General features: G+C 74.3%; 23 protein-coding genes. 16 read left to right on the top strand and 7 right to left on the bottom strand.

Features of this window, described 5'->3' with window-relative positions; translation table 11 throughout:
- The first annotated feature begins 44 nt into the window (after nucleotides 1–44).
- Nucleotides 45–605, top strand: a complete 561-nt coding sequence (locus tag ACFVU9_RS09905; protein WP_380435118.1) for a VOC family protein — start codon at nucleotides 45–47, stop codon at nucleotides 603–605.
- Nucleotides 606–630: 25 nt separating this feature from the next.
- Here the strand turns inward: ACFVU9_RS09905 and ACFVU9_RS09900 are convergent, their stop codons facing one another.
- On the bottom strand, nucleotides 631–1,170 hold the full coding sequence (locus ACFVU9_RS09900) for a hypothetical protein (RefSeq protein WP_387591786.1): 540 nt from the start codon (nucleotides 1,168–1,170) through the stop codon (nucleotides 631–633).
- Nucleotides 1,171–1,325: 155 nt separating this feature from the next.
- On the opposite strand from ACFVU9_RS09900, the gene ACFVU9_RS09895 reads away from it, so the two are divergent.
- From ACFVU9_RS09895 to ACFVU9_RS09875, 5 genes are all read left to right on the top strand, one after another.
- Nucleotides 1,326–2,030: a response regulator transcription factor gene (locus tag ACFVU9_RS09895; protein WP_380435120.1), complete on the top strand. Its 705-nt coding sequence runs from the start codon at nucleotides 1,326–1,328 to the stop codon at nucleotides 2,028–2,030.
- 32 nt (nucleotides 2,031–2,062) lie between these two features.
- Nucleotides 2,063–3,478, top strand: a complete 1,416-nt coding sequence (locus tag ACFVU9_RS09890) for a sensor histidine kinase (RefSeq protein ID WP_380501614.1) — start codon at nucleotides 2,063–2,065, stop codon at nucleotides 3,476–3,478.
- Nucleotides 3,479–3,503: 25 nt separating this feature from the next.
- Nucleotides 3,504–3,731, top strand: a complete 228-nt coding sequence (locus ACFVU9_RS09885) for a hypothetical protein (RefSeq protein ID WP_387591783.1) — start codon at nucleotides 3,504–3,506, stop codon at nucleotides 3,729–3,731.
- Between the two features lie 194 nt (nucleotides 3,732–3,925).
- A complete protein-coding gene (locus tag ACFVU9_RS09880; RefSeq protein ID WP_387591780.1) occupies nucleotides 3,926–5,506 on the top strand; it encodes a cellulose binding domain-containing protein in 1,581 nt (526 codons plus the stop codon).
- A gap of 173 nt (nucleotides 5,507–5,679) precedes the next feature.
- Nucleotides 5,680–7,077 (top strand): glycosyltransferase 87 family protein, encoded by a 1,398-nt coding sequence (locus tag ACFVU9_RS09875; protein WP_387591777.1) that lies wholly within the window; start codon nucleotides 5,680–5,682, stop codon nucleotides 7,075–7,077.
- Between the two features lie 107 nt (nucleotides 7,078–7,184).
- On the opposite strand, the gene ACFVU9_RS09870 is transcribed toward ACFVU9_RS09875, so the two are convergent.
- A complete protein-coding gene (locus tag ACFVU9_RS09870; RefSeq protein WP_380435124.1) occupies nucleotides 7,185–7,601 on the bottom strand; it encodes an SsgA family sporulation/cell division regulator in 417 nt (138 codons plus the stop codon).
- 412 nt (nucleotides 7,602–8,013) lie between these two features.
- On the opposite strand from ACFVU9_RS09870, the gene ACFVU9_RS09865 reads away from it, so the two are divergent.
- Nucleotides 8,014–9,549, top strand: a complete 1,536-nt coding sequence (locus ACFVU9_RS09865; RefSeq protein WP_387591774.1) for an RDD family protein — start codon at nucleotides 8,014–8,016, stop codon at nucleotides 9,547–9,549.
- Nucleotides 9,550–9,674: 125 nt separating this feature from the next.
- Nucleotides 9,675–10,430 carry an RDD family protein gene (locus ACFVU9_RS09860; RefSeq protein WP_387591771.1) on the top strand — a complete coding sequence of 252 codons (756 nt, stop codon included), beginning with the start codon at nucleotides 9,675–9,677 and terminating at the stop codon, nucleotides 10,428–10,430.
- Between the two features lie 42 nt (nucleotides 10,431–10,472).
- Here ACFVU9_RS09860 and ACFVU9_RS09855 read toward each other — a convergent pair whose 3' ends face one another.
- Nucleotides 10,473–10,703: a hypothetical protein gene (locus ACFVU9_RS09855; protein WP_380435127.1), complete on the bottom strand. Its 231-nt coding sequence runs from the start codon at nucleotides 10,701–10,703 to the stop codon at nucleotides 10,473–10,475.
- Nucleotides 10,704–10,924: 221 nt separating this feature from the next.
- Between ACFVU9_RS09855 and ACFVU9_RS09850 the strand changes: the two genes are divergently transcribed.
- The 5 genes from ACFVU9_RS09850 to ACFVU9_RS09830 all read left to right on the top strand — a co-directional run bounded on the left by ACFVU9_RS09850 (nucleotide 10,925) and on the right by ACFVU9_RS09830 (nucleotide 15,341).
- Complete coding sequence (locus ACFVU9_RS09850; RefSeq protein ID WP_387591768.1) at nucleotides 10,925–11,623, top strand: endonuclease V; 699 nt, start codon at nucleotides 10,925–10,927, stop codon at nucleotides 11,621–11,623.
- Nucleotides 11,624–11,700: 77 nt separating this feature from the next.
- Nucleotides 11,701–12,177, top strand: coding sequence for a hypothetical protein (locus tag ACFVU9_RS09845; protein ID WP_380435129.1), 477 nt, complete (start codon nucleotides 11,701–11,703; stop codon nucleotides 12,175–12,177).
- A gap of 20 nt (nucleotides 12,178–12,197) precedes the next feature.
- Complete coding sequence (locus ACFVU9_RS09840) at nucleotides 12,198–13,427, top strand: WXG100 family type VII secretion target (protein ID WP_387591765.1); 1,230 nt, start codon at nucleotides 12,198–12,200, stop codon at nucleotides 13,425–13,427.
- Nucleotides 13,428–13,511: 84 nt separating this feature from the next.
- Nucleotides 13,512–14,702 carry a S8 family serine peptidase gene (locus tag ACFVU9_RS09835; protein ID WP_387591762.1) on the top strand — a complete coding sequence of 397 codons (1,191 nt, stop codon included), beginning with the start codon at nucleotides 13,512–13,514 and terminating at the stop codon, nucleotides 14,700–14,702.
- A gap of 78 nt (nucleotides 14,703–14,780) precedes the next feature.
- Nucleotides 14,781–15,341 carry a DinB family protein gene (locus ACFVU9_RS09830; protein WP_380435132.1) on the top strand — a complete coding sequence of 187 codons (561 nt, stop codon included), beginning with the start codon at nucleotides 14,781–14,783 and terminating at the stop codon, nucleotides 15,339–15,341.
- Between the two features lie 4 nt (nucleotides 15,342–15,345).
- Here the strand turns inward: ACFVU9_RS09830 and ACFVU9_RS09825 are convergent, their stop codons facing one another.
- On the bottom strand, nucleotides 15,346–15,921 hold the full coding sequence (locus ACFVU9_RS09825; protein WP_387591758.1) for an RNA polymerase sigma factor: 576 nt from the start codon (nucleotides 15,919–15,921) through the stop codon (nucleotides 15,346–15,348).
- Nucleotides 15,922–16,388: 467 nt separating this feature from the next.
- The gene (locus ACFVU9_RS09820; RefSeq protein ID WP_380435134.1) at nucleotides 16,389–16,928 is read right to left on the bottom strand and encodes a hypothetical protein; all 540 of its coding nucleotides are present in this window, start codon (nucleotides 16,926–16,928) and stop codon (nucleotides 16,389–16,391) included.
- A gap of 256 nt (nucleotides 16,929–17,184) precedes the next feature.
- On the opposite strand from ACFVU9_RS09820, the gene ACFVU9_RS09815 reads away from it, so the two are divergent.
- The gene (locus tag ACFVU9_RS09815) at nucleotides 17,185–18,189 is read left to right on the top strand and encodes a hypothetical protein (protein ID WP_380435135.1); all 1,005 of its coding nucleotides are present in this window, start codon (nucleotides 17,185–17,187) and stop codon (nucleotides 18,187–18,189) included.
- Nucleotides 18,190–18,222: 33 nt separating this feature from the next.
- On the opposite strand, the gene ACFVU9_RS09810 is transcribed toward ACFVU9_RS09815, so the two are convergent.
- Both ACFVU9_RS09810 and ACFVU9_RS09805 read right to left on the bottom strand, forming a co-directional pair.
- Nucleotides 18,223–18,810: an isochorismatase family protein gene (locus ACFVU9_RS09810; protein ID WP_380435136.1), complete on the bottom strand. Its 588-nt coding sequence runs from the start codon at nucleotides 18,808–18,810 to the stop codon at nucleotides 18,223–18,225.
- Nucleotides 18,811–19,072: 262 nt separating this feature from the next.
- On the bottom strand, nucleotides 19,073–20,389 hold the full coding sequence (locus ACFVU9_RS09805) for a nicotinate phosphoribosyltransferase (protein WP_380435137.1): 1,317 nt from the start codon (nucleotides 20,387–20,389) through the stop codon (nucleotides 19,073–19,075).
- 152 nt (nucleotides 20,390–20,541) lie between these two features.
- Here ACFVU9_RS09805 and clpS point away from each other — a divergent pair, with 152 nt between their 5' ends.
- A complete protein-coding gene (clpS, locus tag ACFVU9_RS09800) occupies nucleotides 20,542–20,835 on the top strand; it encodes an ATP-dependent Clp protease adapter ClpS (RefSeq protein WP_387591753.1) in 294 nt (97 codons plus the stop codon).
- Nucleotides 20,836–20,928: 93 nt separating this feature from the next.
- The gene (locus ACFVU9_RS09795) at nucleotides 20,929–21,501 is read left to right on the top strand and encodes a DUF2017 domain-containing protein (RefSeq protein WP_387591750.1); all 573 of its coding nucleotides are present in this window, start codon (nucleotides 20,929–20,931) and stop codon (nucleotides 21,499–21,501) included.
- Nucleotides 21,502–21,639 lie beyond the last annotated feature (138 nt).

Here is a 21,639-nt window from a genome sequence, read left to right as displayed (position 1 = left end):
GGCGGGGGACCGTCGTGGTCCCGTACGCCCACCGGGAGGACGTCATGACCGACACCGCAGCCGGACCCCTCCGGCGGCCGAGGCCCTCCGGGAGACCGGTCGGGCTCGCGGCCCGGGGCGAGGAGCCCGACCTCGTCCCGATGGGCCGCGCCGACGCGGTGGTCTTCGCGGTCGGCGACGCCGAGCGGGCCGCCCGGCGCTATACGGAGGCGCTCGGCCTGCGCTGCACCGCCTACGCGGGGCCGGAGACCGGCGAACCGGAGACCGTCTCCTACGTGCTGGACGCGCCCGGCACCCGGTTCGTGATCACCTCGCTGGTGCAGGTGATCGGCCCGCGCGGGCGGGAGCTGGCCCGGCACCTGGCCCGCCACGGGGACGGCGTGCTGGACCTCGCGGTGGCCGTGCCGGACGTGTACTACGCGTACGACTACGCGGTGGACCGGGGAGCGGTCTCGCTCGCCGAGCCGTACGTCGTGCGGGACCGGCACGGCACGGTGGCGCTCGCCGCGATCGGGATGCCCGGCGGGACCCGGCACACGCTGGTGGACCGCTCGCGCTACGCCGGGCCGTACCTGCCGGGGTACGTGCCGTTCCGGGGCTGGTGAGCCCGGGGGCCCGGCCGGCGGGGCGTCAGCGGACCGCCGTCTCGACGATCGGCGGGTGGCCGTTCCAGTAGACGAACACCGAGTTGGCCTGGTTGTCCTTGGTGAAGTCCACCCGCATCCACTGGTCGCCGTTCCACACCTGCATCTGCCAGCCCGGGTCCGGGGTGGCCGAGACGAGCGAGGCCCGGTCCGGGCGGATGTCCAGGGCGACCCGGCCGCCGGGCACCGGGTAGCTCTTCACCGAGGACGTCGCCGTGGTGGCCGCGGGCACCGGGCGGCGCGAGGCCGACGGGGCGGCGGCCGTGGAGGCCGGCGCGCGGGACGCCGTGGCGGACGGCGAGACGGGCTGGGCGGACACGTCGGGCTGCGGCGCGGACCGCTCCTCGCCCGGGCTCGCGGTCGGCGTGCGCGGGCCGCCGCCGGTGGCCGGGGAGGGCAGCGGCAGGGCCTTGGGCTGTTCGAACGCGTCGCCGGTCAGCACGGCGTGCACGCCGAACCAGGACAGCGCCACCGCCGCCCCGGTGGCCGCCGCCCAGGCGCCGAGTTGTACCAGTCCGTTCCGCATCGTGCGGACATCCTGCCGTACTCCGTGCCCGGGCGGACCGGCACCCCCGTTAATAGGAAGGGGAGTTGCACAATGTCCGGGCCGCGCCCCCGCCGCCCCCCGACCGACCCCCGAGGTACAGACCAGTGACCGCCCATGGCGTACCGTGCAGGGCCATGGCAACAGTGCTCGTGGTCGAGGACGACCCCTTCGTACGTTCCGCGCTCATCCGGCACCTGACCGACACCGGTCACGCCGTCCGCAGCGTGGGCACGGCCCTGGAGGCGCTTCGGGAGGTCGCCCAGGTCGGCTGCGACCTGGTGATCCTCGACCTGGGGCTGCCCGACCTGGACGGCAGCGAGGCGCTCAAGATGATCAGAGGGCTGACCAACGTGCCGGTGATCATCTCCACCGCCCGGGACGACGAGGCCGAGATCGTCCGGCTGCTCAACGACGGCGCCGACGACTACTTGGTGAAACCTTTCTCCGGAGAGCACCTGAGCGCCCGGATGGCCGCCGTGCTGCGCCGCATCGGCGGCGGAGCCGCCCCCGTCGCCCAGGTGCTGCGGGTCGGCGGGCTGGCCATCGACCTCCAGCGCCGCGAGGCCGTCCTGGACGGGCGGCTGCTCGACCTGACCCGCCGCGAGTTCGACCTGCTGGCCTTCCTCGCGGCCCGCCCCGGCGTCGTGGTGCCGCGCAAGGAGATCCTCGCCGAGGTCTGGCAGCAGACCTACGGCGGCGACCAGACCATCGACGTCCACCTCTCCTGGCTGCGCCGCAAGCTCGGCGAGACCGCCTCCAGCCCCCGCTACCTGCACACCGTCCGCGGCGTCGGGGTGCGGCTGGAGGCCGCCGGGGACCAGGGGGAGCACCGGACATGAGGCGCCCGGACACCGGGCGGTTCGGGCTCTCGCTGCGCTGGGCGCTGATCAAGGCGGCCGTCGCCGGGACCACCATGGTCGCGCTGGCCTTCCTCATCCCGCTCGGCCTGATGGTCCAGCAGACCGCCCGGGACCGCGCCTTCACCGCGGCCGAGCGGCAGGCCGCGGCGCTCGGCCCGGCCCTCGCCATCACCACCGACCAGGACGCCATCGACCGCGCCCTGGCCAGCACCGACGCCGGCGCCCAGAACCGGATGGCCGTCCACCTGCCCGCCAGGGTGCCGCCCGCCGTCGCGCCCGGCGACGGCGGCCCCGGCGGGCCGACCATCGGTCAGGCCCGGGCCGCCGCGGCCGACGTCTCCACCGCGAGCGGACAGGGCCGCTCCTTCACGGTCGGGGTGCCCGGCGGCTACGCGCTCCTCCAGCCGGTCGCGGTCGACACCGGCCGGACGGCCGTCGTCGAGGTGTTCGTCGCCGACGGCGACCTCACCCGCGGCGTCGCCACCGCCTGGCTGGTCCTCTCCGCAGTCGCGCTCGGCCTGGTCGCCATCTCGGTGCTGGTCGCCGACCGGATGGGCACCCGGATCGTCGCCTCGGCCCGCCGGCTCGCCTCCGCCGCCCGCTCGCTGGGCGCGGGCGACCTCGCCGTCCGGGTGCCGGTCGACGGCCGGGTGGCGGCCGGCAGTCCCGAAGAACTGCGGGAGGCCGGCCACGCGTTCAACACGATGGCCGACCGGGTCGTCCAACTCCTCGCCGCCGAACGGGAACTGGCCGCCGACCTGTCGCACCGGCTGCGCACCCCGCTCACCGTCCTGCGGCTCAACGCCGCCTCCCTCGGCGAGGGCGACGCCGCCGACGCCACCCGGCACGCCGTCGCCCAGCTGGAGCGCGAGGTCGACCAGATCATCCGCTCCGCCCGCCGCTCGCCCGGGGACGCGCCCGTCGTCGCCGTCGGCTGCGACGTCACCGAGGTGCTCCGCGAGCGGGTCGGCTTCTGGTCCGCGCTCGCCGAGGACGAGGGCCGCCGCTGGCAGCTCGCCGGGGCCGACCGGGCCCTGCCGGTGCCGGTGCAGCGCGGCGACCTGGCCGCGGTGGTGGACGCGCTGCTCGGCAACGTGTTCCGGCACACGGCGGTCGGCACCGCGTTCTCGGTGGACGTCCTCGCGACGGACGGCTCGGTCATCGTGCTGGTCGGCGACGCGGGCCCGGGCTTCAGCGACCCGGCCGCCGCCCTCAAGCGCGGCGAGGGCCACGGCGGCGAGGGCTCGACCGGCCTCGGGCTGGACATCGTCCGCAAGCTCGCCGAGTCCACCGGCGGCGACCTCGCCCTCGGCCGCTCCGCCGTGCTCGGCGGCGCCGAGCTCCGCCTGCGCCTGCGGACCCGCCCGGAGGTCGCCTCCCCGCGCACCGGGCGGCGCCGCAGCCGTGCCGCGCTGTTCCAGAAGTAGTCGTTCGTGCAAGGGAGTTCACGGGATGGGCTGGTACGTCGAGGCGTTCGAACGGGACGGCGACGCGCTGCTCGCCGAGTACCCGCTGCCCGGATTCACCGAGGCGGACGCCGTCCGGGTGGTGGGCGACCACCCGGACATGACGGCGTGCTTCCCGCTGGACGCCGGGCAGCTCGCCGCGCCGGCCGGCCGGATCGGCACCGCGCCGGATCCCGAGGCCGCCGCCTACTTCCTGAGCGTGTTCGCCAACTGACGCTCCGGACGTCTTCCTTAACGGCCCCCTAAGGGAGTTCTACCCCTCGCTCAGCAGGCCCGTTCGGGCCCTCCGGCGCCGCTAGCGTCGGTCCCGCCGGTCACCCGACCGAGCCGGGACGGCCGTCCGGACACATCCACGCACCCGCGTCCGGCCGGCGGTCTCCCGTAGGCACCCGCGGAGGTAGCGCGCCCATGACGATCCAGCCCGACCGCCGTTCCGGCCACCGCAGGCGCAGCCGCAGGGGCGCCGTCATCGGGGCCTCGGCGGTGGCCGCCGCACTGGTCGCGGGCGGTGCCGTCGTCCTCGCCACCTCGGCGAGCGCCGCCTCGCTCGGCGCGGTCTACAGCCGGACCAGCACCTGGGACTCCGGCTACACCGGCCAGTACCTGGTGACCAACCCGGACGCCGCGGCGATCGACGACTGGACGCTCACCTTCGACCTCCCGGCCGGGGCGAGGATCGACTCGCTCTGGAACGCGACCTTCACCGCCGACGGGCAGCACGTCACCGTCCGGCCGGAGTCGTGGGACAAGCGGCTGGAGCCCGGCAAGAGCGTCGTGGTCGGCTTCGTCGCCCAGGGCGCCGGCGCGGCGCAGGGCGAGCCGGCCAACTGTCTGATCAACCACACGTCCTGCAAGGGCGGCGACGGCAGCGTGCCCACCCCCTCGGGCCGTCCGACCGCGACGGCCACGGCGACTCCCACCGCGACGGCCACCCCCACGGTGACGGCGACCGCCACCGCGACCGCGACCGCCAAGCCCAGCCCGACCGCGACAGCGACGGCGACCACGAAGCCGACCACCCCGGCCCCCACCCCCACGGCGACCGGTGTGCCCGTGCCCCCGCCCGCCGCCGGGGCCGGCTTCGCCCCGTACGTCGACACCTCGCTCTACCCGCCGTACGACCTGGTCGCCACCGCCAAGGCCACCGGCGTGAAGAACTTCAACCTCGCGTTCGTCGTGTCCGGCGGCGGCTGCACCCCCAAGTGGGGCGGCGTCAGCGACCTCTCCACCGACGCCGTGGCCGCCCAGATCGGCGCGCTGCGGGCGGCCGGCGGTGACGTCCGGGCGTCCTTCGGCGGCGCCAACGGCACCGAGCTCGCCGCCGCGTGCTCCTCCGTCGCCGACCTGGCCGCCGCCTACCAGAAGGTCGTCGACGCGTACGGCCTCACCCGGCTCGACTTCGACGTCGAGGGCGGCGCGATCGCCGACGCCGCCGCCAACGGCCGGCGCGCCCAGGCCATCGCCCAGCTCCAGCGGACCGCCGCCGCCAAGGGCCGGTCCCTGGACGTCTCCTTCACCCTGCCCGCGCTGCCCTCCGGCCTGACCCAGGACGGCGTCGACCTGGTCGCCGGCGCCAAGGCCGCCGGCGTCGCGATCGGTGCCGTCAACATCATGGCGATGGACTTCGGCGACGGCGTCGCCCCGAACCCGCAGGGCCGGATGGGCACGTACGCGATCGCCGCGGCCACCGCGACCCAGGCCCAGGTGAAGAGCGTGCTCGGGCTGGACGACGCGGCCGCCTGGCGCAAGGTCGCCGTCACCCCGATGATCGGCGTCAACGACGTCGCCAGCGAGGTGTTCACCGTCGCCGACGCCAAGCAGCTCGCCGACTTCGCCGCCGGCAAGCACCTGGCCTGGCTGGCGATGTGGTCCGGCACCCGGGACAAGGCCTGCGACGGCGGTGCGAAGGCCTACGCCGACGCGAGCTGCAGCAGCATCGTCCAGCAGCCGCTGGACTTCACCCGGGCCTTCGGCGCCTACACCGGCTGACCTCGGGCCGGACCCGCTTCCCCTCCTCGCGCCCGGGCCGGGCGTGCTCCGATCCGCGACGGAGCACACCCGGCCCGGGCCTTTCGTCACCCTGCGTGACCGTTCGTGGCCGGGCCCGCCCGGCGGCCATCCGGTATCGTCGCTGGTTGGCCGAGCGGTGGACGGAGTGGACAGTGACAGCGGTGCAAGACGAGCGCAGCCCGGTGCGGACCGCACCCGACCCCTCGCCCGGCCCCCTGTCGGAACGGCTGAAGCACGCGTTCGGCGCACCCGTCCGCTCCCTGCGCGAGGCCCCCCGCCGGCCGCTGCTGGCCGTCTCGGCCGTGGCGTTGCTCTCCCTGGTCGTGTACGCCGTGGTCCGCCACTTCGTGCACACCTCGATGGTCGACATGATCGTCTACCGGGCCGAGGGCGCCGCCGTCGCCAACGGCACCGACCTGTACGCACTGCGCGTCACCGAGTGGAACCTCCCCGCGACCTACCCCCCGTTCGCGGCCATGCTGTTCGTCCCCACGACCTGGTTCCCGGTGCCGTTCCTGCGGGTGGCGATCACTCTCGGCAACCTCGGGCTGCTGGCGCTGCTCACCCACCTGTCGTTCAAGCTGGTCGGCTGGCCGCGCAGGGAACTGCGGCCGCTCGGCGTGATCCTGGTGACCGGCTGCGGCGTCTGGCTCGAACCGGTGTTCACCACGCTCCGCTACGGCCAGATCAACCTCGCGCTCGCCTGCCTGATCCTCTGGGACCTCACCCGCCCGGACGCCCGCCGCAGCAAGGGCGTGGCGATCGGCATCGCCGCCGGCCTCAAGCTCACCCCCGGCCTGTTCGCCGTCTACCTGCTGCTCACCGGCCGGATCCGGGCCGCCTTCGTGGCCGGCCTCACCTTCCTCGGCACCTTCCTGATCGGCGCGGTCGCCCTGCCCGACGCCACCTGGGGCTTCTGGACCAAGTACCTCTACGACTCGTCCCGGGTCGGCAAGACCGAGATCGTCGACAACCAGTCGCTGCGCGGCGCCTTCGCCCGCCTCCTGCACACCGCCGACCCTGGCACCCTCGCCACCCTCGGGGCCGGCGCGGCCGCCGTCGCCGGGCTCTTCGTCGCGGCCTGGGCCGCCCGCAGCTCCCGCTGGCTGCCGCGCGCCGAGGCCTGGGGCGTGTGCTGCGCCGCCGTCACCGCCGTGCTGATCTCCCCGATCAGCTGGACCCACCACTGGGTGTGGTGCGTGCCGGTGCTCGTCCTGCTCGCCGCCGAGGCCTCCGTCGAGCACGCCCGCCCGGCGGCCGTCCGCAGGGTCCGCTGGCGGGCCGCGTTCTGGGCCACGCTCCTCGCGTTCTTCTCCTTCGCGATGTGGGCCGCCAAGCCGCAGGGGCCGGCCGTCCTGCACATGGGGCCGCTGCGCCAGCTGCCCACCTCCGTCTACCCGTGGGTCGGGCTCTGCTTCCTGCTCGCCGCCGCCATCCGGATAAGGGCCCGGCGGCGGGCCGGCGGCGCACCGGTCGTCCGGCTGCCCGGGCAGCGCGACGGCGGACCCGGCGCCGCGCGCGAGCGTCAGCAGGCCCCCGCGGCCCGCTGAGCCGCGCCGGGCCCGGCCCGGCGTCGGGTCGGGTGCGGGCCGGTGGTGGGCCGGGTGCCGCTGCGGCCGGTCCCCGTCCGGCCGGGTGCCCCCGTCGGGGCGGATCCTCACGCGAGCAGCTCGGCGAGCGAGCCGTCCATGTCCAGCGCGGCCAGCTCGCTGCCCGGGGGGACGAGCCGGTGCGCCCGCTCCAGCCAGGCCGCGACGACCGGCAGCGGCGCCTCCAGCAGCGCGTCCCCGGCGGGGGAGCTCAGTGCCAGGCACAGCACGCTGCGCCGGCCCGAGCGGGTCGGCCAGATTCGCACGTCGCCCTGGCCGCACGGGCGGAACGTGCCCTCGACGAGCAGCTCGCGGGCGAACACCCAGGTCACCGGGGAGCCGGAGTCCAGGTGGAAGGTGATGTAGACCGCGTACGGGTCGTGGCTGCCGTACGACAGGCGGGCCTGGACGGGGACGCTGTGTTCGGGGGAGAGCACCAGGTTGAGCTCCAGCTCGTGCTCGACCACGCTGACGGGGCGATCCATGATCGTCTTCCTCTCTGCCTTCGGTTCGTGCCCGGTTTCGGGCCCTGTGACCTTTGAGAGAGCGGTCCGCACCGGCTCTTACTCGTGTTTCCGGAATTTCTTCGGGAAGTTCGGCCCGGGGTTGTGAACGGATGGGGCGAGGGCGCGCGACCGCATTCGCGCGCCAGGGGGCGGCGCGGCCGGATCCCATACCCCGGGCGGGCTCCCGGTGTCCGGTGATTCGCCAACTTCCCGTCACCGGTCCGCCGAGGTACTACCCTTTGTGACTGCCCGGCGACTGTCCGCCCTTCCGGTGATGCCCCCGCACGCACCGACCGCGTAGCCGCCCGCCGCGCCCCGGGCCGCCCGCGGGCCCGCCGGGCGGGCGTGCCGCGGTGGCGCCGCCGGGACCTGCCAGGAAAGAAGACCCTGCATGACGGACCAGTCCTTCGCCGGCGGCGCGGACACGGCGGTCGGGCCCGAGCCGGGCTACTACCCCGACCCCTCGATCCCGGGCTTCGTCCGGTACTGGGGCGGCTCCGCCTGGGTGCCGGGCACCAGCCGGCCCGCCCCGGCGGAGGGCGAGGTGCTGGAGCCGCCGCGTTTCGCGGCCCGGCGGCCGGGGGCGGGGGCCGGTGCCGGTGCCCTGGCAGGGGTGCGGCCGGTGCCGCCGCCCGCGCCCGCCCGGGAACCGGAGCCCGCCGCGTCGGACGGCGGGGGCGGCGCCGGGGAGCGCGCCTCCGGGGACACCGGGCCGGTGTACCTGGACCAGACGGAGGGCGGGGCGTCGTTCGTCGTGGGGCCGCGGATGGAGCCGGTCGTGGAGCCGGCAGTGGAGCCGGTCGTGCAACCGGTCGGCGGGCCGGTGTTCCGGACGGGCGGGGAGGAGGCCGGTGGTCCTGGTGTCTCCGGTGTCTCCGGTGAGCCGTCGATGGCGGTGGACGCGTCCGGGTGGCAGGTCGATCCTCGGGCGCAGCGGGGGCTGATGGAGCCGGGCGGGGCGCCGCGCTGGGTCTCGTGGGGGGTGCTTCCGGAGGCGCCCGGGGAAGAAGAGGGGCGCGCGGGCGAGGGGCGTACTCCGGTTGATGAGGCGGCGGCGGTCGACGCCGATCCGGTGGCGGTCGGCGCGGCCGGCGGCCCTGCGGCGGTGCTCGTCGCGGGCGTTCCGGCTGCGCCGGCTGCCACGACTTCCACGACTGCTCCGGCTTCTCCGGCCTTTCCGGGGTCCTCGGCTTCTCCGGCTTCTTCGGATTCTCTGGCTTCTTCGGCTTCTCCGGTTTCTTCGGTGGCGGTGCGGGCGCCGGTGCGGGCGACGGTGGCAGAACCGGTTCTCGCCGTATCCGCCCCCGCTTCGGAAGAGCCCGGCAAGGCTGCGGAGGCGGGGGCGGCCCAGGCCCCGGCCCCGGCGCCGACCCCCGCCGCCCGTCCGCAGCGGCAGGCCGCCAAGCGCCGCCGCCCCGCCCCCGCCCCGCCCGCCGGGCTCGGACGGCGTCTCGCCGCGCGCGCCGTCGACACCGCCGTCCTCGCGGTCGTCGCCACCGCGGCCGGGATCCCGCTCGGCAACTCCGTGTCCGACCACATCCAGCAGAAGCTCGACCAGGCCCGGATGGCCAGCGCCCTCAGCCGCCACGAGGTCCAGGTGTGGCTCGTGGACGACGTCGTGGTCGGCAAGATCGCCGTCCTGCTCGGCATCCTGCTCTTCGTCAGCCTGCTCTACGAGGTGCTGCCGACCGCCCGCACCGGCCAGACCTTCGGCAAGCGGCTCACCGGGATCCGGGTGGCCGACGCGGCCGCCTCCCCGAGCGCCGCCGTCCGCACCCGGCTGAGCCTCGGCCGGTCACTGCTGCGGTGGGTCGTCAGACAGCTCTCCCTCTTCGTCCCCGTCGCCCTGCTCTGGCCGCTGCTCGACCGCTCGGCCCGGCGCGGCTGGCACGACCGGGCGGCGCGCACCCGGGTCGTCCGCGACTGAGTGGCGGAGTTCGGCCGCTCCCTGCCCTCACCGCGTTCACCGCCCTCACTGCCCTCACCGCCCTCACCATGCAAAACGGACTGAATATCCCAAACCCTGAGAATGTGTGATGTTCTACTCGGGGCATGAGTACCCACGACCCCTCAGGCCCTCAGCCGGAGGGGGGCGGCAAGCCCTCCTTCGACAAGCAGTCCCCGCAGCCGGGCGGCGGCACGCCGGAAGGCACGCCGTCGGACCCGTACGGAAGCCCGCCGCCCGCCGACACCCCCCAGGACCGCCCCGGCGCGTACGGCGGCACGTACGGTGGCACGCCCCAGGACGCACCCGGTTACGGGCAGGCCCCGTACGGGCAGCAGACCTACGGCCGGCCGCCGTACGGACAGGATCCCTACGGCCAGAACCCGCCCGGCCACGACCCGAACGCCTACGGATCCCCCGGCGCCGGACCCGTGCCCGGGATGCCGCCCATCGGCAGCTGGCCCAACCGGATCCTCGCCCGGATCATCGACTACCTGCTCGTCCAGGTGGTCGGCGTGCTCCTCGTCCTGCCCTTCGCGAGCCTCGGCGACCGCTCCGGCGAGACCGGCGCGTTCTGGCTCGCCTGTGCCCTCTACCTCGTCTACGAGGGCCTCATGCTCGGCCGGGACGGCCAGACCCTCGGCAAGAAGGCGATGAAGGTCCGCGTCGCCATGCTCATCGACGGCAACTCGCCCACCCAGTCGGCCGCCTGGACCCGCGCCGCCGTCTACATCCTCCCCGCCGTGCTCTGCTGCGCCGTCCTGTGGTGGATCATCGACGGGCTCTTCGGCGTCTTCGACAAGCCCTACCGCCAGTGCATCCACGACAAGGCCGCGAAGACCGTGGTGGTCTCCACGGCCTGACCGGTGGAGCGGCGACGCCCGAACGGGACGCCCGGCGGCGGATCAGCGCTGCCGGGCGTACTCGTGCCCGGCCGGCGCCGGCACCCGGGCCGTCCGCCCGGACCTCGACGGCAGGGGCAGCAGCGCCACCAGCGTGCCGAGCGCCAGGGCGAACCCCACCAGCACCGCGACCTCCAGGACGCCCGAGGCGCCCGAGACGGCCAGCAGCGCCACGGTGGTGGCGACGACGGTGAACGTACCGAGGAACAGCTGGGCAGCGGACGGACGCGGCATGGCGGGGTCCTTCGCACGTCGGGGGAAACGGGCGGTCGGGGGGATCTGGCCGGCGTGGTGGTGCAGGCCGCCAGGAGTCCTACCCGGAACAGGAGTTCGGTAAGTCCAGGCTAAGCCGGCGGCCCCGGGGCACGGGGGGCGCACGGGCTCACCCCGGGGTCGTCCGGGCCCCTCGGTACGGTGATCGGGACCGACCCTTCACTCTTCAGGGGGAACCGCCCGTGCCCATCCCCGCCGACTGGCCCACCACCGAGGCCGAGGCCCGCGCCGAACAGGAGCGCCTCCGGCCGCTCGTCCAGGCCCACGACGACCCGGACGCCGCCGCCGTACGACTCGTCGCCGGCGTCGACGTCGCCTACGACGACGACCGGGACCTCGTCGTCGCGGCCGCCGTCCTCTTCGACGCCGACACCCTCGACGTCGTCGAGCAGGCCACCGCCGCCGGGCGGATCCCCTTCCCGTACGTCCCCGGACTCCTCGCCTTCCGCGAGATCCCCGCCGTCCTCGACGCCCTCGCCGGCCTCACCCGCACCCCCGACCTCGTCGTCTGCGACGGCTACGGCCTCGCCCACCCCCGCCGCCTCGGCCTCGCCAGCCACCTCGGCGTCCTCACCGGCCTGCGCACCCTCGGCGTCGCCAAGACCCCGTTCACCTTCGACCACGACGCCCCCGACACCCCGCGCGGCTCCACCAGCCCCCTCACCGACCCCGCCACCGGCGAGGAGGTCGGCCGGGCCCTCCGCACCCAGCCCGGCGTCAAGCCCGTCTTCGTCTCCGTCGGCCACCGCATCGGCCTCGACGCCGCCGTCGCCACCACCCTCCACCTCGCCCGCCGCTACCGCCTCCCCGAAACCACCCGCCACGCCGACCACCTCTGCCGCGGAGCGCTGACGGCGGCGCAGGCGGCGTCAACGAACTGATGCCACAACGGGTTTGGTGCGGCGCACGTGTGTTAGACATGGCCTAGTCAAACGGACGTACCGGGGAGGCGCCGCCGATGGCCGCGGGCACTGGCACGGGAACAGGCACGGGCACGGGCACGGGGTCCAAAGGCGCCGCGGGGCGGGGCTACCGGGTCGAGGTCGAACAGCTCCGCGCCTTCGCCGCCCAAGTGCGGCTCCTCCTCACCGAGTTCCAGCACCGCGCCGACGGCACCACTACCCACGGCCAGAGCACCATCGGCCGCACCGCCCTCGGCACCTTCGCCGAGGCCACCGAACTCCACGGTCGCTACGACACCATGCGCGACGCGCTCCGCGACATCCTCAACCAGCTCCAACAGGCCGTCGACGAAGCCCAGAAGAAGGCCGAGCTCACCGCCACCACCTACGAGGAACACGAACGGCACACCGCGGGCACGCTCCAACTCGCCTCCGACGGCTGGTCCGTGGCCGCCCCCTCCGCCACCAGCCAGGCCGCCTACCAGCGGACCACCGCCCCGCCCGCCCACCACGGCGGCAAGTCCGACCGCTGACGAACGGAGGCGAATCGCCCGTGGCCTACACCGACTTCGGCACGTACAGCCACACCCAGCTGCGTGCCATGGTCCACGCCCTCAACCCCGGCGAGGTCATGGCCGCCGGCGACCCCTGGCGCCGCGCCGCCGACACCCTCAAGGCCATCCGCACCACCCTCACCCGCGCCAGCACCGAAGCCGCCACCACCTGGGAAGGCACCACCAGCGACGCCTTCCACACCCGCATGCTCCACCTCGCCGAGCGCATCAACCACGCCGCCGCCTACGCCAACGACGCGGCCAACACCCTCCACCACGTCGCCGACGCCATCGCCAAGGCGAAACGCGACATGCCCGAAGAACCCGGCAACTGGGCCCAGTTCAAGGACGCCGTCACCACCTTCACCGACGACGACCCCACCCCGCTGGCCGCCCGCAAGAAGGCCGAAGCCGCCACCGTCATGCAGACCCTGGCCATGCACTACCGCACGGCAACCCCGATGCTGAAGGCGCCACAGGGCCTTCCCGACCTGGGGAAGCTGGAGGAGGCTCGTGATGTCACGCCGCAGGACCAGCCTGTGGCAGCTGCCGTAGTGCTGCCCGGAACGGCCGTGGGTGCCTCGCGGACATCTGAGCGGCCGGCGAGCGGTTCTGCTCCGCGACGACCGGGCAGGGTGGAGCGGTCAGCAGCCGGCGCCACGGCACCGAAGGTCGCTTCGGTGCCCACCGGCTTGGGGATCGAGGGAAGCGCGGTGCCTGGTCCCGTGGGGCCGGTGAGCGTTGGTCCGAGTACCGGCCTGGACGGGGCTTCCGTGCCGAATCCGGGACGGTTCGGGAGCGTTGCGGCGGCTGCTGTCGCGCAGCCACCGCCGAGTGCCGGCCCGACCCCTTTGGGCGCCTCCAACAGTCGGCAGCTGGGGAGTGGCTGGGTGGCGGGCATTTCCGGCGTGGTCCGGTCTGGAGAGTCGACGGGGCGAGGCGGGAGGGGCGCCGGAGGCGGGGTTGTCGGCGGGATCGCGCAGCCCGGGTCGGGATCCCGAGGCAAGCAGGCCTTCACCGAAGGCGGTTCAGGGCTGGGCACAAGGGGGCGGATGAGCGGCGTAGCAGGCCCTGCCGCCACGGGCGGAGTGGCACCGGGCGTGCCGCTTGGCGGCGGCCGGCACGGGCGGAAGGACGGAGAGCGCGCGGGGAAGCGGCCCGACTACCTGATCGAGGATCCGGAAACGTGGGAAGCGGATAAAAGGGTCAATCCGAACGTGGTGGAATGAGCCCGTCCGCAGACGGACGGGTGATCTGACCGCGTCCCGCGGGCCGTGAACTGCGGGACGCCTCGCCGATTGGGGTGACCGGGATTGACGAGCAGTCGGGCGGGGCGCGCGGCGGCGATCGTCGCCTCGGGTGCGTTGATCTGGGGAGCGTCCGTGCCGCCGGCATCGGCGGACCAGATCCGCGACAAGCAGTGGGCACTCGGGACGTTCGAGGCCGAGACGAAGGTCTGGCCCGTCAGCCAGGGCAAGGACGTGGTCGTCGGACTCGTCGACACCGGTGTGAATCAGGACCACCAGGACCTGACCGGGCAGGTCCTGCCGGGCGGAGACTTCACCGGGACGGAGACGGACGGCCGGGCCGACGGCGATGGGCACGGCACGGCCATGGCGAGTCTGATCGCGGGCCACGGGCACGGCAGGCTGGCCGGTGTCATGGGGCTGGCGCCGATGGCGAAGATCATGCCGGTCAAGGTCCGGATGAACGGTGAGACCCCCAACTACCAGCAGAACGAGCTTGCGGGGGCGATTCGGTTCGCGGTGGACCACGGCGCGAAGGTGGTCAACATGTCGGTCGGAGGCACGTCCCGGTTCGACTCGCAGACCCGACAGGCGGTGGCCTATGCGGTCTCCCGCGACGTCGTGCTGGTGGCGGCCACCGGAAATGGTGGCGCCGGCTTGGGCGGGGTGCAGTATCCGGCCGCATTCCCGGGCGTAGTGGCTGTTGCGGCCGTGGACTCCGCCGGCAGCGTGTGGGAGCGATCGACGCCGGGTGCAGAAACGACGATGGCGGCACCGGGGGTGGACATCTACCAGGCCTCGGCCAAGTCGACGTCGAGTTACGGGGTCGGGGACGGGACCTCCGCGGCCGCTGCTTACGTGTCCGCCACGGCTGCGCTCATCCGGTCCGCGGATCCCGGACTCTCCGCCGGGCAGGTGATCGATCGGATGATCAAGACGGCGTCCCGGCCCGTTGACGGTTCCGCCGTGCCGAATGACCGGTACGGCTATGGAATCGTGGCGCCGGCACGGGCATTGGCGGCGGACCCTCAAGTGGATGGTGGGCCCAGGGAGAATCCGCTGCTTTCCCGAGAGGAGTCACAGGGGGCGCCGCCTTCGGCGGCTGCGGATGAGCCGACCGACACCCCCGGGCCCGTCGTTCCCCGGGCTGCTGCGTCGGCCGGGTGGTACTGGGTCGTGTGGGGGCTCGTCGGGGGTGGGGTTCTGCTCGTCGGGGGGCTTGCCGGGTGGGTGTGGTGGCGGGTGCGGCGGGGGTAGGTGCCGTGGCGGCAATTCGGTGGGTGTTGGCGGCAATGGTGCTGGTCGGGGCTGTGTGCCGGGTTCCATGCTGGGGGCATGAGTGATTCGGGGAACACCGCCGCCATCGTGCCGGACGTCAAGGACTGGACCTGGGTGCTGGAGCGCGCCTGTCCGGAGTGCGGGCTGGAGACGCCGGCCGTCGTCCGGGAGGACGTCGCGGGCATGATCCGGGCGAACGCGGCGGGTTGGGTGGCGCTGCTGGGGGCGGACGGGGCCGCGGTGCGCCGGCGGCCGGCGCCGGGGGTGTGGTCGGCGCTGGAGTACGCGTGCCACGTGCGGGACGTGTTCCGGCTGTTCCACGTGCGGCTGGGGCTGATGCTGACGCAGGACGGGCCGCTGTTCGCCAACTGGGACCAGGACGAGACGGCCGTCGCCGAGCGGTACGGGGAGCAGAGCCCCGCCGTGGTGGCGGAGGAGCTGGTGGCGGCGGCCGAGGTGCTGGCGGCGGCGTTCGACGCGGTGGCGGGGGAGGAGCAGTGGCGGCGGACCGGGAGCCGGAGTGACGGGGCGCGGTTCACGGTGGAGTCGTTCTCCCGCTACCTGGTCCACGACCCGGTGCACCACCTGTTCGACGTGACCGGCGTGCGGCACGCGTAGTGCCTCACCAGCCGGAGGCCTCGCGGTGCATGGTGCGGCGGAGCCGGCCGGCCACGCTGGCGGTGTCGGTGCCGATGACGTCGGCGATCTCGGGCGCGGCGAGGCCGACGACGTAGTGGAGGATCGCCAGGTCGTCGTCGGCGGGGTGGCGCTGCGGGGTGGCGGGCACGGGTCGGCGCGTGTGTTCGGCGACGGTGCCGCGCAGGATCTGCCAGGCGTGTGCGGTGGGGTTGGCGGTGCCGAGCAACTCGCGCCAGTGGACGGCGATTTCGGCGAAGGCCTGCTGGACCGCGGTGGCCGCCTCGGTGCGGTCGGGGAGCCAGACCCGGGCGTAGCTGAGGTACCGCGGGCGGTGGAGTTCGCAGAAGGCGGCGAAGTCCACCGGCACGTCCGCAGGCAGGACGAGCGGAAGGTCGACGGCCAGGTCCGCGGGCAGGTCTGCGGGCAGGTCCGCGGGCGTGCGCGCGGAGGCGCCCGCAGACCTGCCCGTGGGCGCGTCGGCCGGTGCCCGGCCCGGTGGGCCGGCGGGTTCGCCGGGCCTCGGGGGCGGCTCGGCGGAGCTCGGGTGGCGGTTGGTCATCTCGGCTTCTCGGCAAGGGAGATGGGTGTCTGACGGTCGATCATCTGTGCTCACTCTACGGTAGGCCCTCGGTGCGCTGGGTGACCAATCGGATGGAATGCCCGGATCCCGCCGCCGCTCGGCCGGTTCCCGTGCCGGCGGGTGCGGCGCGGTGCGGGCGCGGCCGGTGCGGCGGCGGCGGGGGGATCGGCGGGAGGGTGGTGCGCAGTGCCGCTGGGGCGTGGGGGTGAGCGTGTCGAGGCTGGTCAGAGGTGTGCGGGGGCGTGCTGTCGGTGAGGTCGGCGTGGGTCGCGCGGCGGTTGATGTGCCACCGTAGGCCTTGTGGCGGCCTGCGTCCACGCCTACGGCGCGAAGGCGTGCGCGCGCAACCGCACGCACGACCGGGGCGCCCGATTCCCGGCGTCCGGGGGTGGTGCGGCCACGCCCCGGGGGCATGCTGCCCGGGGCGTGGAGAGGTTGACGGTCCATCAGTGATGCGGGCGGGCCTCCACGGGGGAGATGCGGTCGTCCGCGGCGGTGCTGCGTTCGGTCTGGGCGGGGAAGGTTTCGATGGCCCGTCGGCGGGCGAGCTGTGCGGCTGCCGCGGCGGCGGCTCCGGCGGCGCTCGCGGCGGCGGCGGTCGTGCCCGCGCTCTCCTCGCAGGGGTGGGTGGAGTGCGCGCCGGTGACGCGTCGTCGGCGGCCGAGGGCGGTGCGTGCGGCGTGCTCCTCGGCCGCCTGTCTCGCCGCCAGGTAGGCCTGGACGGCGGCCATGCCGTAGACGGGCTGGATGAGCTGGTGGCCCTTGAAGAAGGGTCTGGCGGGGGCGAAGCCGGCGGCGACGACGAGGTCGCGGATCTCCGCTATCTCGGCTTCGCTGCGGGCGGTGAAGCGGACCTCCCACCCCTTCTTGTACGTATGGCCCTGTTCGCCGCTGCGGCGGGCCGGGTCCGGGCGGCGGACGTATCCGGGCAGGCGGCCGAGGCGGAGTTGGGCCGCGCGGAGGCCTGCGGTCTCGTCACGTGACATGACGTAAGCCTAGGCAATCCGGCGGGCGGGAGTGACGCCTGGAGGGTGTCTCGCCGTATGCCTTTGGTCACCCTCGGTCAGACGACCTGGTCGGTGATCGTTTTCGATCAGATAGGACAAGCATATTGGCATCCATTACTCCGAAAGAGTGAGGGTATGGGGACTTTAGTGCGGGCTGGTCCCGGTTTCGCGACGGTTGGGTAACAGTGCGTCAGGCGGTGGCTCGCAGGTCCGGGCGGTTGGGGATGGTGTCGGCATGACCTACCGCATCCCCTCGCCGCCGCCGTCCCTGGAGGAGCTGGCGAAGCGTCAGCAGAACGTCGTCACCGCTAGCCAGCTGCGCGCCCGGGGCGTGCCGGCTCGTCTCATCACCGAGCACTGCCGCCGGGGCGGCCCCTGGCAGCGCGTCCTGCCCCGGGTGTACCTGCTGCAGGTCGGGGAGCCCACGCCGGAGCAGCGGATGTGGGCCGCGCTGCTGTACGCGGCGCAGAACGGCCGCGAGGAGGGCCGCCGCGAGGGCGCGGTGATCACCGGCACGGCGGCGCTCGCGCTGTACGGCTTCGCCGCCGTGCCGCGGCTGCCGGCCGTCACCGGGGTGGACGTCCTGGTGCCGCGTCAGCGCCGCCTGAAGGACGTCGGCGAGGTGCGGATCCGGCGCACCGAACGGGAGTTGGTGGCCCGCTCGGTGCACGGCCTGGCCTGTGCGCCGGTGGCCAGGGCGGTGGCCGACGCGCTGTGCGAGTGGACGGCGGACGGGATGGCCCCGGCGCCGGTCCGGGCGGTGCTGCGGGAGGCCGTGTCGCGGCCCGAGGGCCGGTGCACGGTGCGGGAGTTGGCGGCCGAACTGGCCGAGTCGGGGCTGACCTCCGAGCCGCGGGTGCGGGCGGCGCTGGACGAACTGCTGGCCGCCGAGCGGGAGTCGGTGCTGGACCGGCTCGGCGGGCTGGTGGACGAGTGGCTGCTGCCCGTCCCGCTGGCCGGCCCGGAGCTGCGGATGCGCGGCGGCACGTACATCGCCGTCCCGGACCTGTACTGGCCGGAGCGCGGCGTCGCGGTGGAGGTGGACTCGGACCTGCGCTGCGTCAGCGAGGGGGAGGCCGCGTGGGTGCGCGGGGGCCAGCACCGGATGGAGTACCTGGGGATCCGGGTGGTCTACGTCAGCGGGGCGCGCCTGGCCGCCGACCCGGAGGCCGTCGGCGGCGAGCTGCGCGAGGCCTTCCGGGAGGGCGGGACGGACGTGGTGGAACTGCTCCTCGCCTAGCTCCTCGCCTAGTGCCGTGGCACTGGCGGTGCCTCAGCGCACCACGGGAGCGCCCACCAGCTCGACCCCGGCCGCCCGGAGCTCCTCCAGTGCGGCGGCGGTGGTCCCCGCCGCGACCCCCGCGGTGAGCTCCAGCAGGACGCGGGTGGTGAAGCCGGCCCTGGCCGCGTCCAGCGCGGTGGCCCGGACGCAGTGGTCGGTGGCGATGCCGACCACGTCGACCTCGTCGACCTGGCGCTCGCGCAGCCACTCGACCGGCCCGCGCCCGTTCTCGTCCAGCCCCTCGAAGCCGCTGTACGCGGCCGAGTGGGCGCCCTTGTCGAACACCGCCTCGACCGCGCCGGAGATGACGGCGGGCGCGAAGTTGGGGTGGAAGCCCACGCCCTCGGTGCCGGCGACGCAGTGCACGGGCCAGCTGGTGACGTAGTCCGGCTCGGCGGAGAAGTGGTCGCCCGGGTCGATGTGGTGGTCGCGGGTGGCGAGGATGTGGTGGTAGCCGGCGGAGGACTCGGCGATCAGGTCGGTGATGGCGGCGGCCACCTCGGCGCCGCCGGCGACGGCCAGGCTGCCGCCCTCGCAGAAGTCGTTCTGCACGTCGACGACGATCAGTGCCCGGTGCATGGCTCGCATCCTCGAAATGTGGGGGGGCGTCCGGTGGAAGCGGGTGCCCCGGTGGTGGTGGTCCCCGGGAGCGCCCGGCCCGCGGGCGGGTGAGCGCGCGCGGATCGTTTGCGGGCCGGGCGCTCCGCCGTCCGGCTCGGCCGGTCGTCACGGTGTACGCGGGGAGTTCCCGGGGACTCCATGGGAACTCTACGGCTGACTCTAGGGAGTGGCGCGCGGAGGCGGAAGGCCCGTGGAGCCGTCCGCCACCCGCGCCCGGTGCTCAGAGGTGCAGTTCGGTCGGCAGGACCGGGTCGCCCTTGGAGAGCTGAGTGGCCGACAGCGGCAGCGCGGCCCGGGCGCGGACGTGCCGGTCGCGCGCGGCGCCGAGCGGTTCGCGGCCGACCGTCTCGCCGGCCAGGACGAGCGGCACCTGCGTCAGGTGCGGCTCCAGCTCGGCCGGGACGGGCCCGGTGCCGACCACCTCGGCCTCGGCCACGCCGTCCGCGTCGGGCCGGCGGGCGGCCCACTTGCGGCCGCCGATGCTGGTCTTGCCGCCGGCCGCGCGCTTGGCGACGGGCACCAGCGGCCCGTCCGGGGTCTCGGCGCGGGCGACGAGCTTGTAGACCATGGCGCAGGTCGGGTGGCCGCTGCCGGTGACCAGGCTGGTGCCGACGCCGTACCCGTCGACGGGGGCGGCGGCGAGCGCGGCGATCGCGTACTCGTCGAGGTCGGAGGTGACGATGATCCGGGTGTTCTCGGCGCCGAGCTCGTCGAGCTGGCGGCGGACGCGGTGGGCGAGCAGGGTGAGGTCGCCGGAGTCGATCCGGACGGCGCCGAGTTCGGGCCCGGCCACCTCGACGGCGGTGCGGACGGCCTCGCGCAGGTCGTAGGTGTCGACCAGCAGGGTGGTGCCCTTGCCCATGGAGGCGATCTGGGCCTGGAAGGCGTCCCGCTCGCTGTCGTGGACGAGGGTGAAGGCGTGCGCGGCCGTGCCGGTGGTGGGGATGCCGTGGGTGAAGCCGGCCTCCAGGTCGGAGGTGGCGGCGAACCCGGCCACGTACGCGGCCCGGGCGGCGGAGACGGCGGCCCGCTCGTGGGCCCGGCGGGCGCCCATCTCGATGACGGGGCGGCCGGCGGCGGCGGCGGTCATCCGGGAGGCGGCGGCGGCGATCGCCGAGTCGTGGTTGAGGATCGAGAGGATGACGGTCTCCAGGATCACCGCCTCGGCGAAGGTGCCGGTGACGGTGAGCAGCGGCGAGCCGGGGAAGTAGACCTCGCCCTCGGGGTAGCCGTGGATGTCGCCGGTGAAGCGGTAGTCGGCGAGGTAGCGCAGGGTGTCGTCGTCGACGACGCCCTGGCCGGCGAGCCAGTCCAGCTGGGCGGGCGTGAAACGGAAGTCCTCGACCGCGTCGAGCACCCGGCCGGTGCCGGCCATCACCCCGTAGCGCCGCCCGTTCGGCAGCCGCCGGGTGAACACCTCGAAGACGGAGCGGCGGTGCGCGGCCCCGCTGCGCAGGGCGGCCTGCAGCATGGTGAGCTCGTAGCGGTCGGTGAACAGCGCGGTCGAGCCGGCCGCGCGCACTGAAGTGGCGTCCATGAGGATGATGCTACTACCACTTAGCGTCAGTTTGACGATTTCTCATGACCGGGCCGGGGCGAAATCGCCTGGGGGTCCCCCGGATGGCAGCATGGGCACTGGAAGCGCATGGACGTCGAGCGCGGGGAACGCGCAGCGAGGAGGACCCGGCGGTGAGTGTCGCGCCCGTGGAGATCGAGCGCCCGGAGGTCGAAGGACTGCCGGTGACGGAGCCCGACACCCCCTGGGTGACCATCGTGCACAACGACCCGGTCAACCTGATGAGCTACGTCCAGTACGTTTTCCAGGCCTACTTCGGGTACCCGAAGGACAAGGCGCGGAAGCTGATGATGGACGTCCACACCAAGGGCCGGGCGGCCGTCTCCAGCGGGTCCCGCGAGGAGATGGAGCGCGACGTCCAGGCGATGCACGGCTACGGCCTCTGGGCCACGCTGCAGCACGACTGACCTCAAGGGCTCCCGGCGGATCCCCGCTGTGCGGCCGGCGTGCGGCCGATGTGCGAACGACGAGTGACGACGAAGACGGGCTGACCGATACAGATGGCTGGGTTGTTCGAGAGCACCGGTGGCGGGAGCGCGGCGATCGCGCTGGACGAGGTCGAGGCCTCCATCCTGCGCTCGCTGGAAGTGCAGATGCTGGAGCTGATCGGCCCCGGCCCGGGCGGGGAGGCCGCCGACCCGCTGGCGGTGCTGTTCGCCGAGGGGCCGACCGAGGCGCCCACCGATCCGGCGCTGGCCCGGCTCTTCCCGGACGCCTACGGGGATCCGGCGAAGCCGGCGGACGCGGAGGCCGAGGCGGCTGCCGCGGAGTTCCGCCGCTACACCGAGCTCGACCTGCGGGCCCGCAAGAGGGATGACGCGCTGTCCGTCGTCCGGTCGCTGGACGGCCTCGGCGGCGGTGGCGTGCTCAAGCTGCCCGCCCCGGACTGCCTGCGCTGGCTGGGCGCGCTCAACGACCTGCGGCTGACGCTGGGTGCCCGGCTGGAGGTGACCGAGGAGGACGAGCAGGGTCTCTACGACCTGCCGGACGGCGACGAGCGCAAGCCGCTGGTCATGGCGTACCTGTGGCTGGGCGCGCTCCAGGAGTCGCTGCTGGAGGCGATCGCGGACTGAGGCCCTTGCGCCGCCCCGGTCGTCCGCCTGCGGTCGATCGTGCCTGATCACGGGCGTGCCCCGGTTGATTTGTCCAGGATGTGGACGATCAGCCGGGGCATTCCCGTTCAAATCGGGCGAACCATACCAGGTCATGCT

This window comes from Kitasatospora sp. NPDC057936 (assembly GCF_042887525.1).
Classification (GTDB): Bacteria; Actinomycetota; Actinomycetes; order Streptomycetales; family Streptomycetaceae; genus Kitasatospora.
Note: the sequence above shows the minus strand (reverse complement) of the source record. Positions and strands in the feature narration are given on the sequence as shown.

Excerpts from the sequence above, each read along its gene's own strand:
- ACFVU9_RS09905 (WP_380435118.1), top strand. The coding sequence starts at position 45 with ATGACCGACACCGCAGCCGGACCCCTCCGGCGGCCGAGGCCCTCCGGG.
- ACFVU9_RS09900 (WP_387591786.1), bottom strand. The coding sequence starts at position 1,170 with ATGCGGAACGGACTGGTACAACTCGGCGCCTGGGCGGCGGCCACCGGG.
- ACFVU9_RS09895 (WP_380435120.1), top strand. The coding sequence starts at position 1,326 with ATGGCAACAGTGCTCGTGGTCGAGGACGACCCCTTCGTACGTTCCGCG.
- ACFVU9_RS09885 (WP_387591783.1), top strand. The coding sequence starts at position 3,504 with ATGGGCTGGTACGTCGAGGCGTTCGAACGGGACGGCGACGCGCTGCTC.
- ACFVU9_RS09880 (WP_387591780.1), top strand. The coding sequence starts at position 3,926 with ATGACGATCCAGCCCGACCGCCGTTCCGGCCACCGCAGGCGCAGCCGC.
- ACFVU9_RS09870 (WP_380435124.1), bottom strand. The coding sequence starts at position 7,601 with ATGGATCGCCCCGTCAGCGTGGTCGAGCACGAGCTGGAGCTCAACCTG.
- ACFVU9_RS09865 (WP_387591774.1), top strand. The coding sequence starts at position 8,014 with ATGACGGACCAGTCCTTCGCCGGCGGCGCGGACACGGCGGTCGGGCCC.
- ACFVU9_RS09860 (WP_387591771.1), top strand. The coding sequence starts at position 9,675 with ATGAGTACCCACGACCCCTCAGGCCCTCAGCCGGAGGGGGGCGGCAAG.
- ACFVU9_RS09855 (WP_380435127.1), bottom strand. The coding sequence starts at position 10,703 with ATGCCGCGTCCGTCCGCTGCCCAGCTGTTCCTCGGTACGTTCACCGTC.
- ACFVU9_RS09845 (WP_380435129.1), top strand. The coding sequence starts at position 11,701 with ATGGCCGCGGGCACTGGCACGGGAACAGGCACGGGCACGGGCACGGGG.
- ACFVU9_RS09830 (WP_380435132.1), top strand. The coding sequence starts at position 14,781 with ATGAGTGATTCGGGGAACACCGCCGCCATCGTGCCGGACGTCAAGGAC.
- ACFVU9_RS09825 (WP_387591758.1), bottom strand. The coding sequence starts at position 15,921 with ATGACCAACCGCCACCCGAGCTCCGCCGAGCCGCCCCCGAGGCCCGGC.
- ACFVU9_RS09820 (WP_380435134.1), bottom strand. The coding sequence starts at position 16,928 with ATGTCACGTGACGAGACCGCAGGCCTCCGCGCGGCCCAACTCCGCCTC.
- ACFVU9_RS09815 (WP_380435135.1), top strand. The coding sequence starts at position 17,185 with ATGACCTACCGCATCCCCTCGCCGCCGCCGTCCCTGGAGGAGCTGGCG.
- ACFVU9_RS09810 (WP_380435136.1), bottom strand. The coding sequence starts at position 18,810 with ATGCACCGGGCACTGATCGTCGTCGACGTGCAGAACGACTTCTGCGAG.
- ACFVU9_RS09805 (WP_380435137.1), bottom strand. The coding sequence starts at position 20,389 with ATGGACGCCACTTCAGTGCGCGCGGCCGGCTCGACCGCGCTGTTCACC.
- ACFVU9_RS09795 (WP_387591750.1), top strand. The coding sequence starts at position 20,929 with ATGGCTGGGTTGTTCGAGAGCACCGGTGGCGGGAGCGCGGCGATCGCG.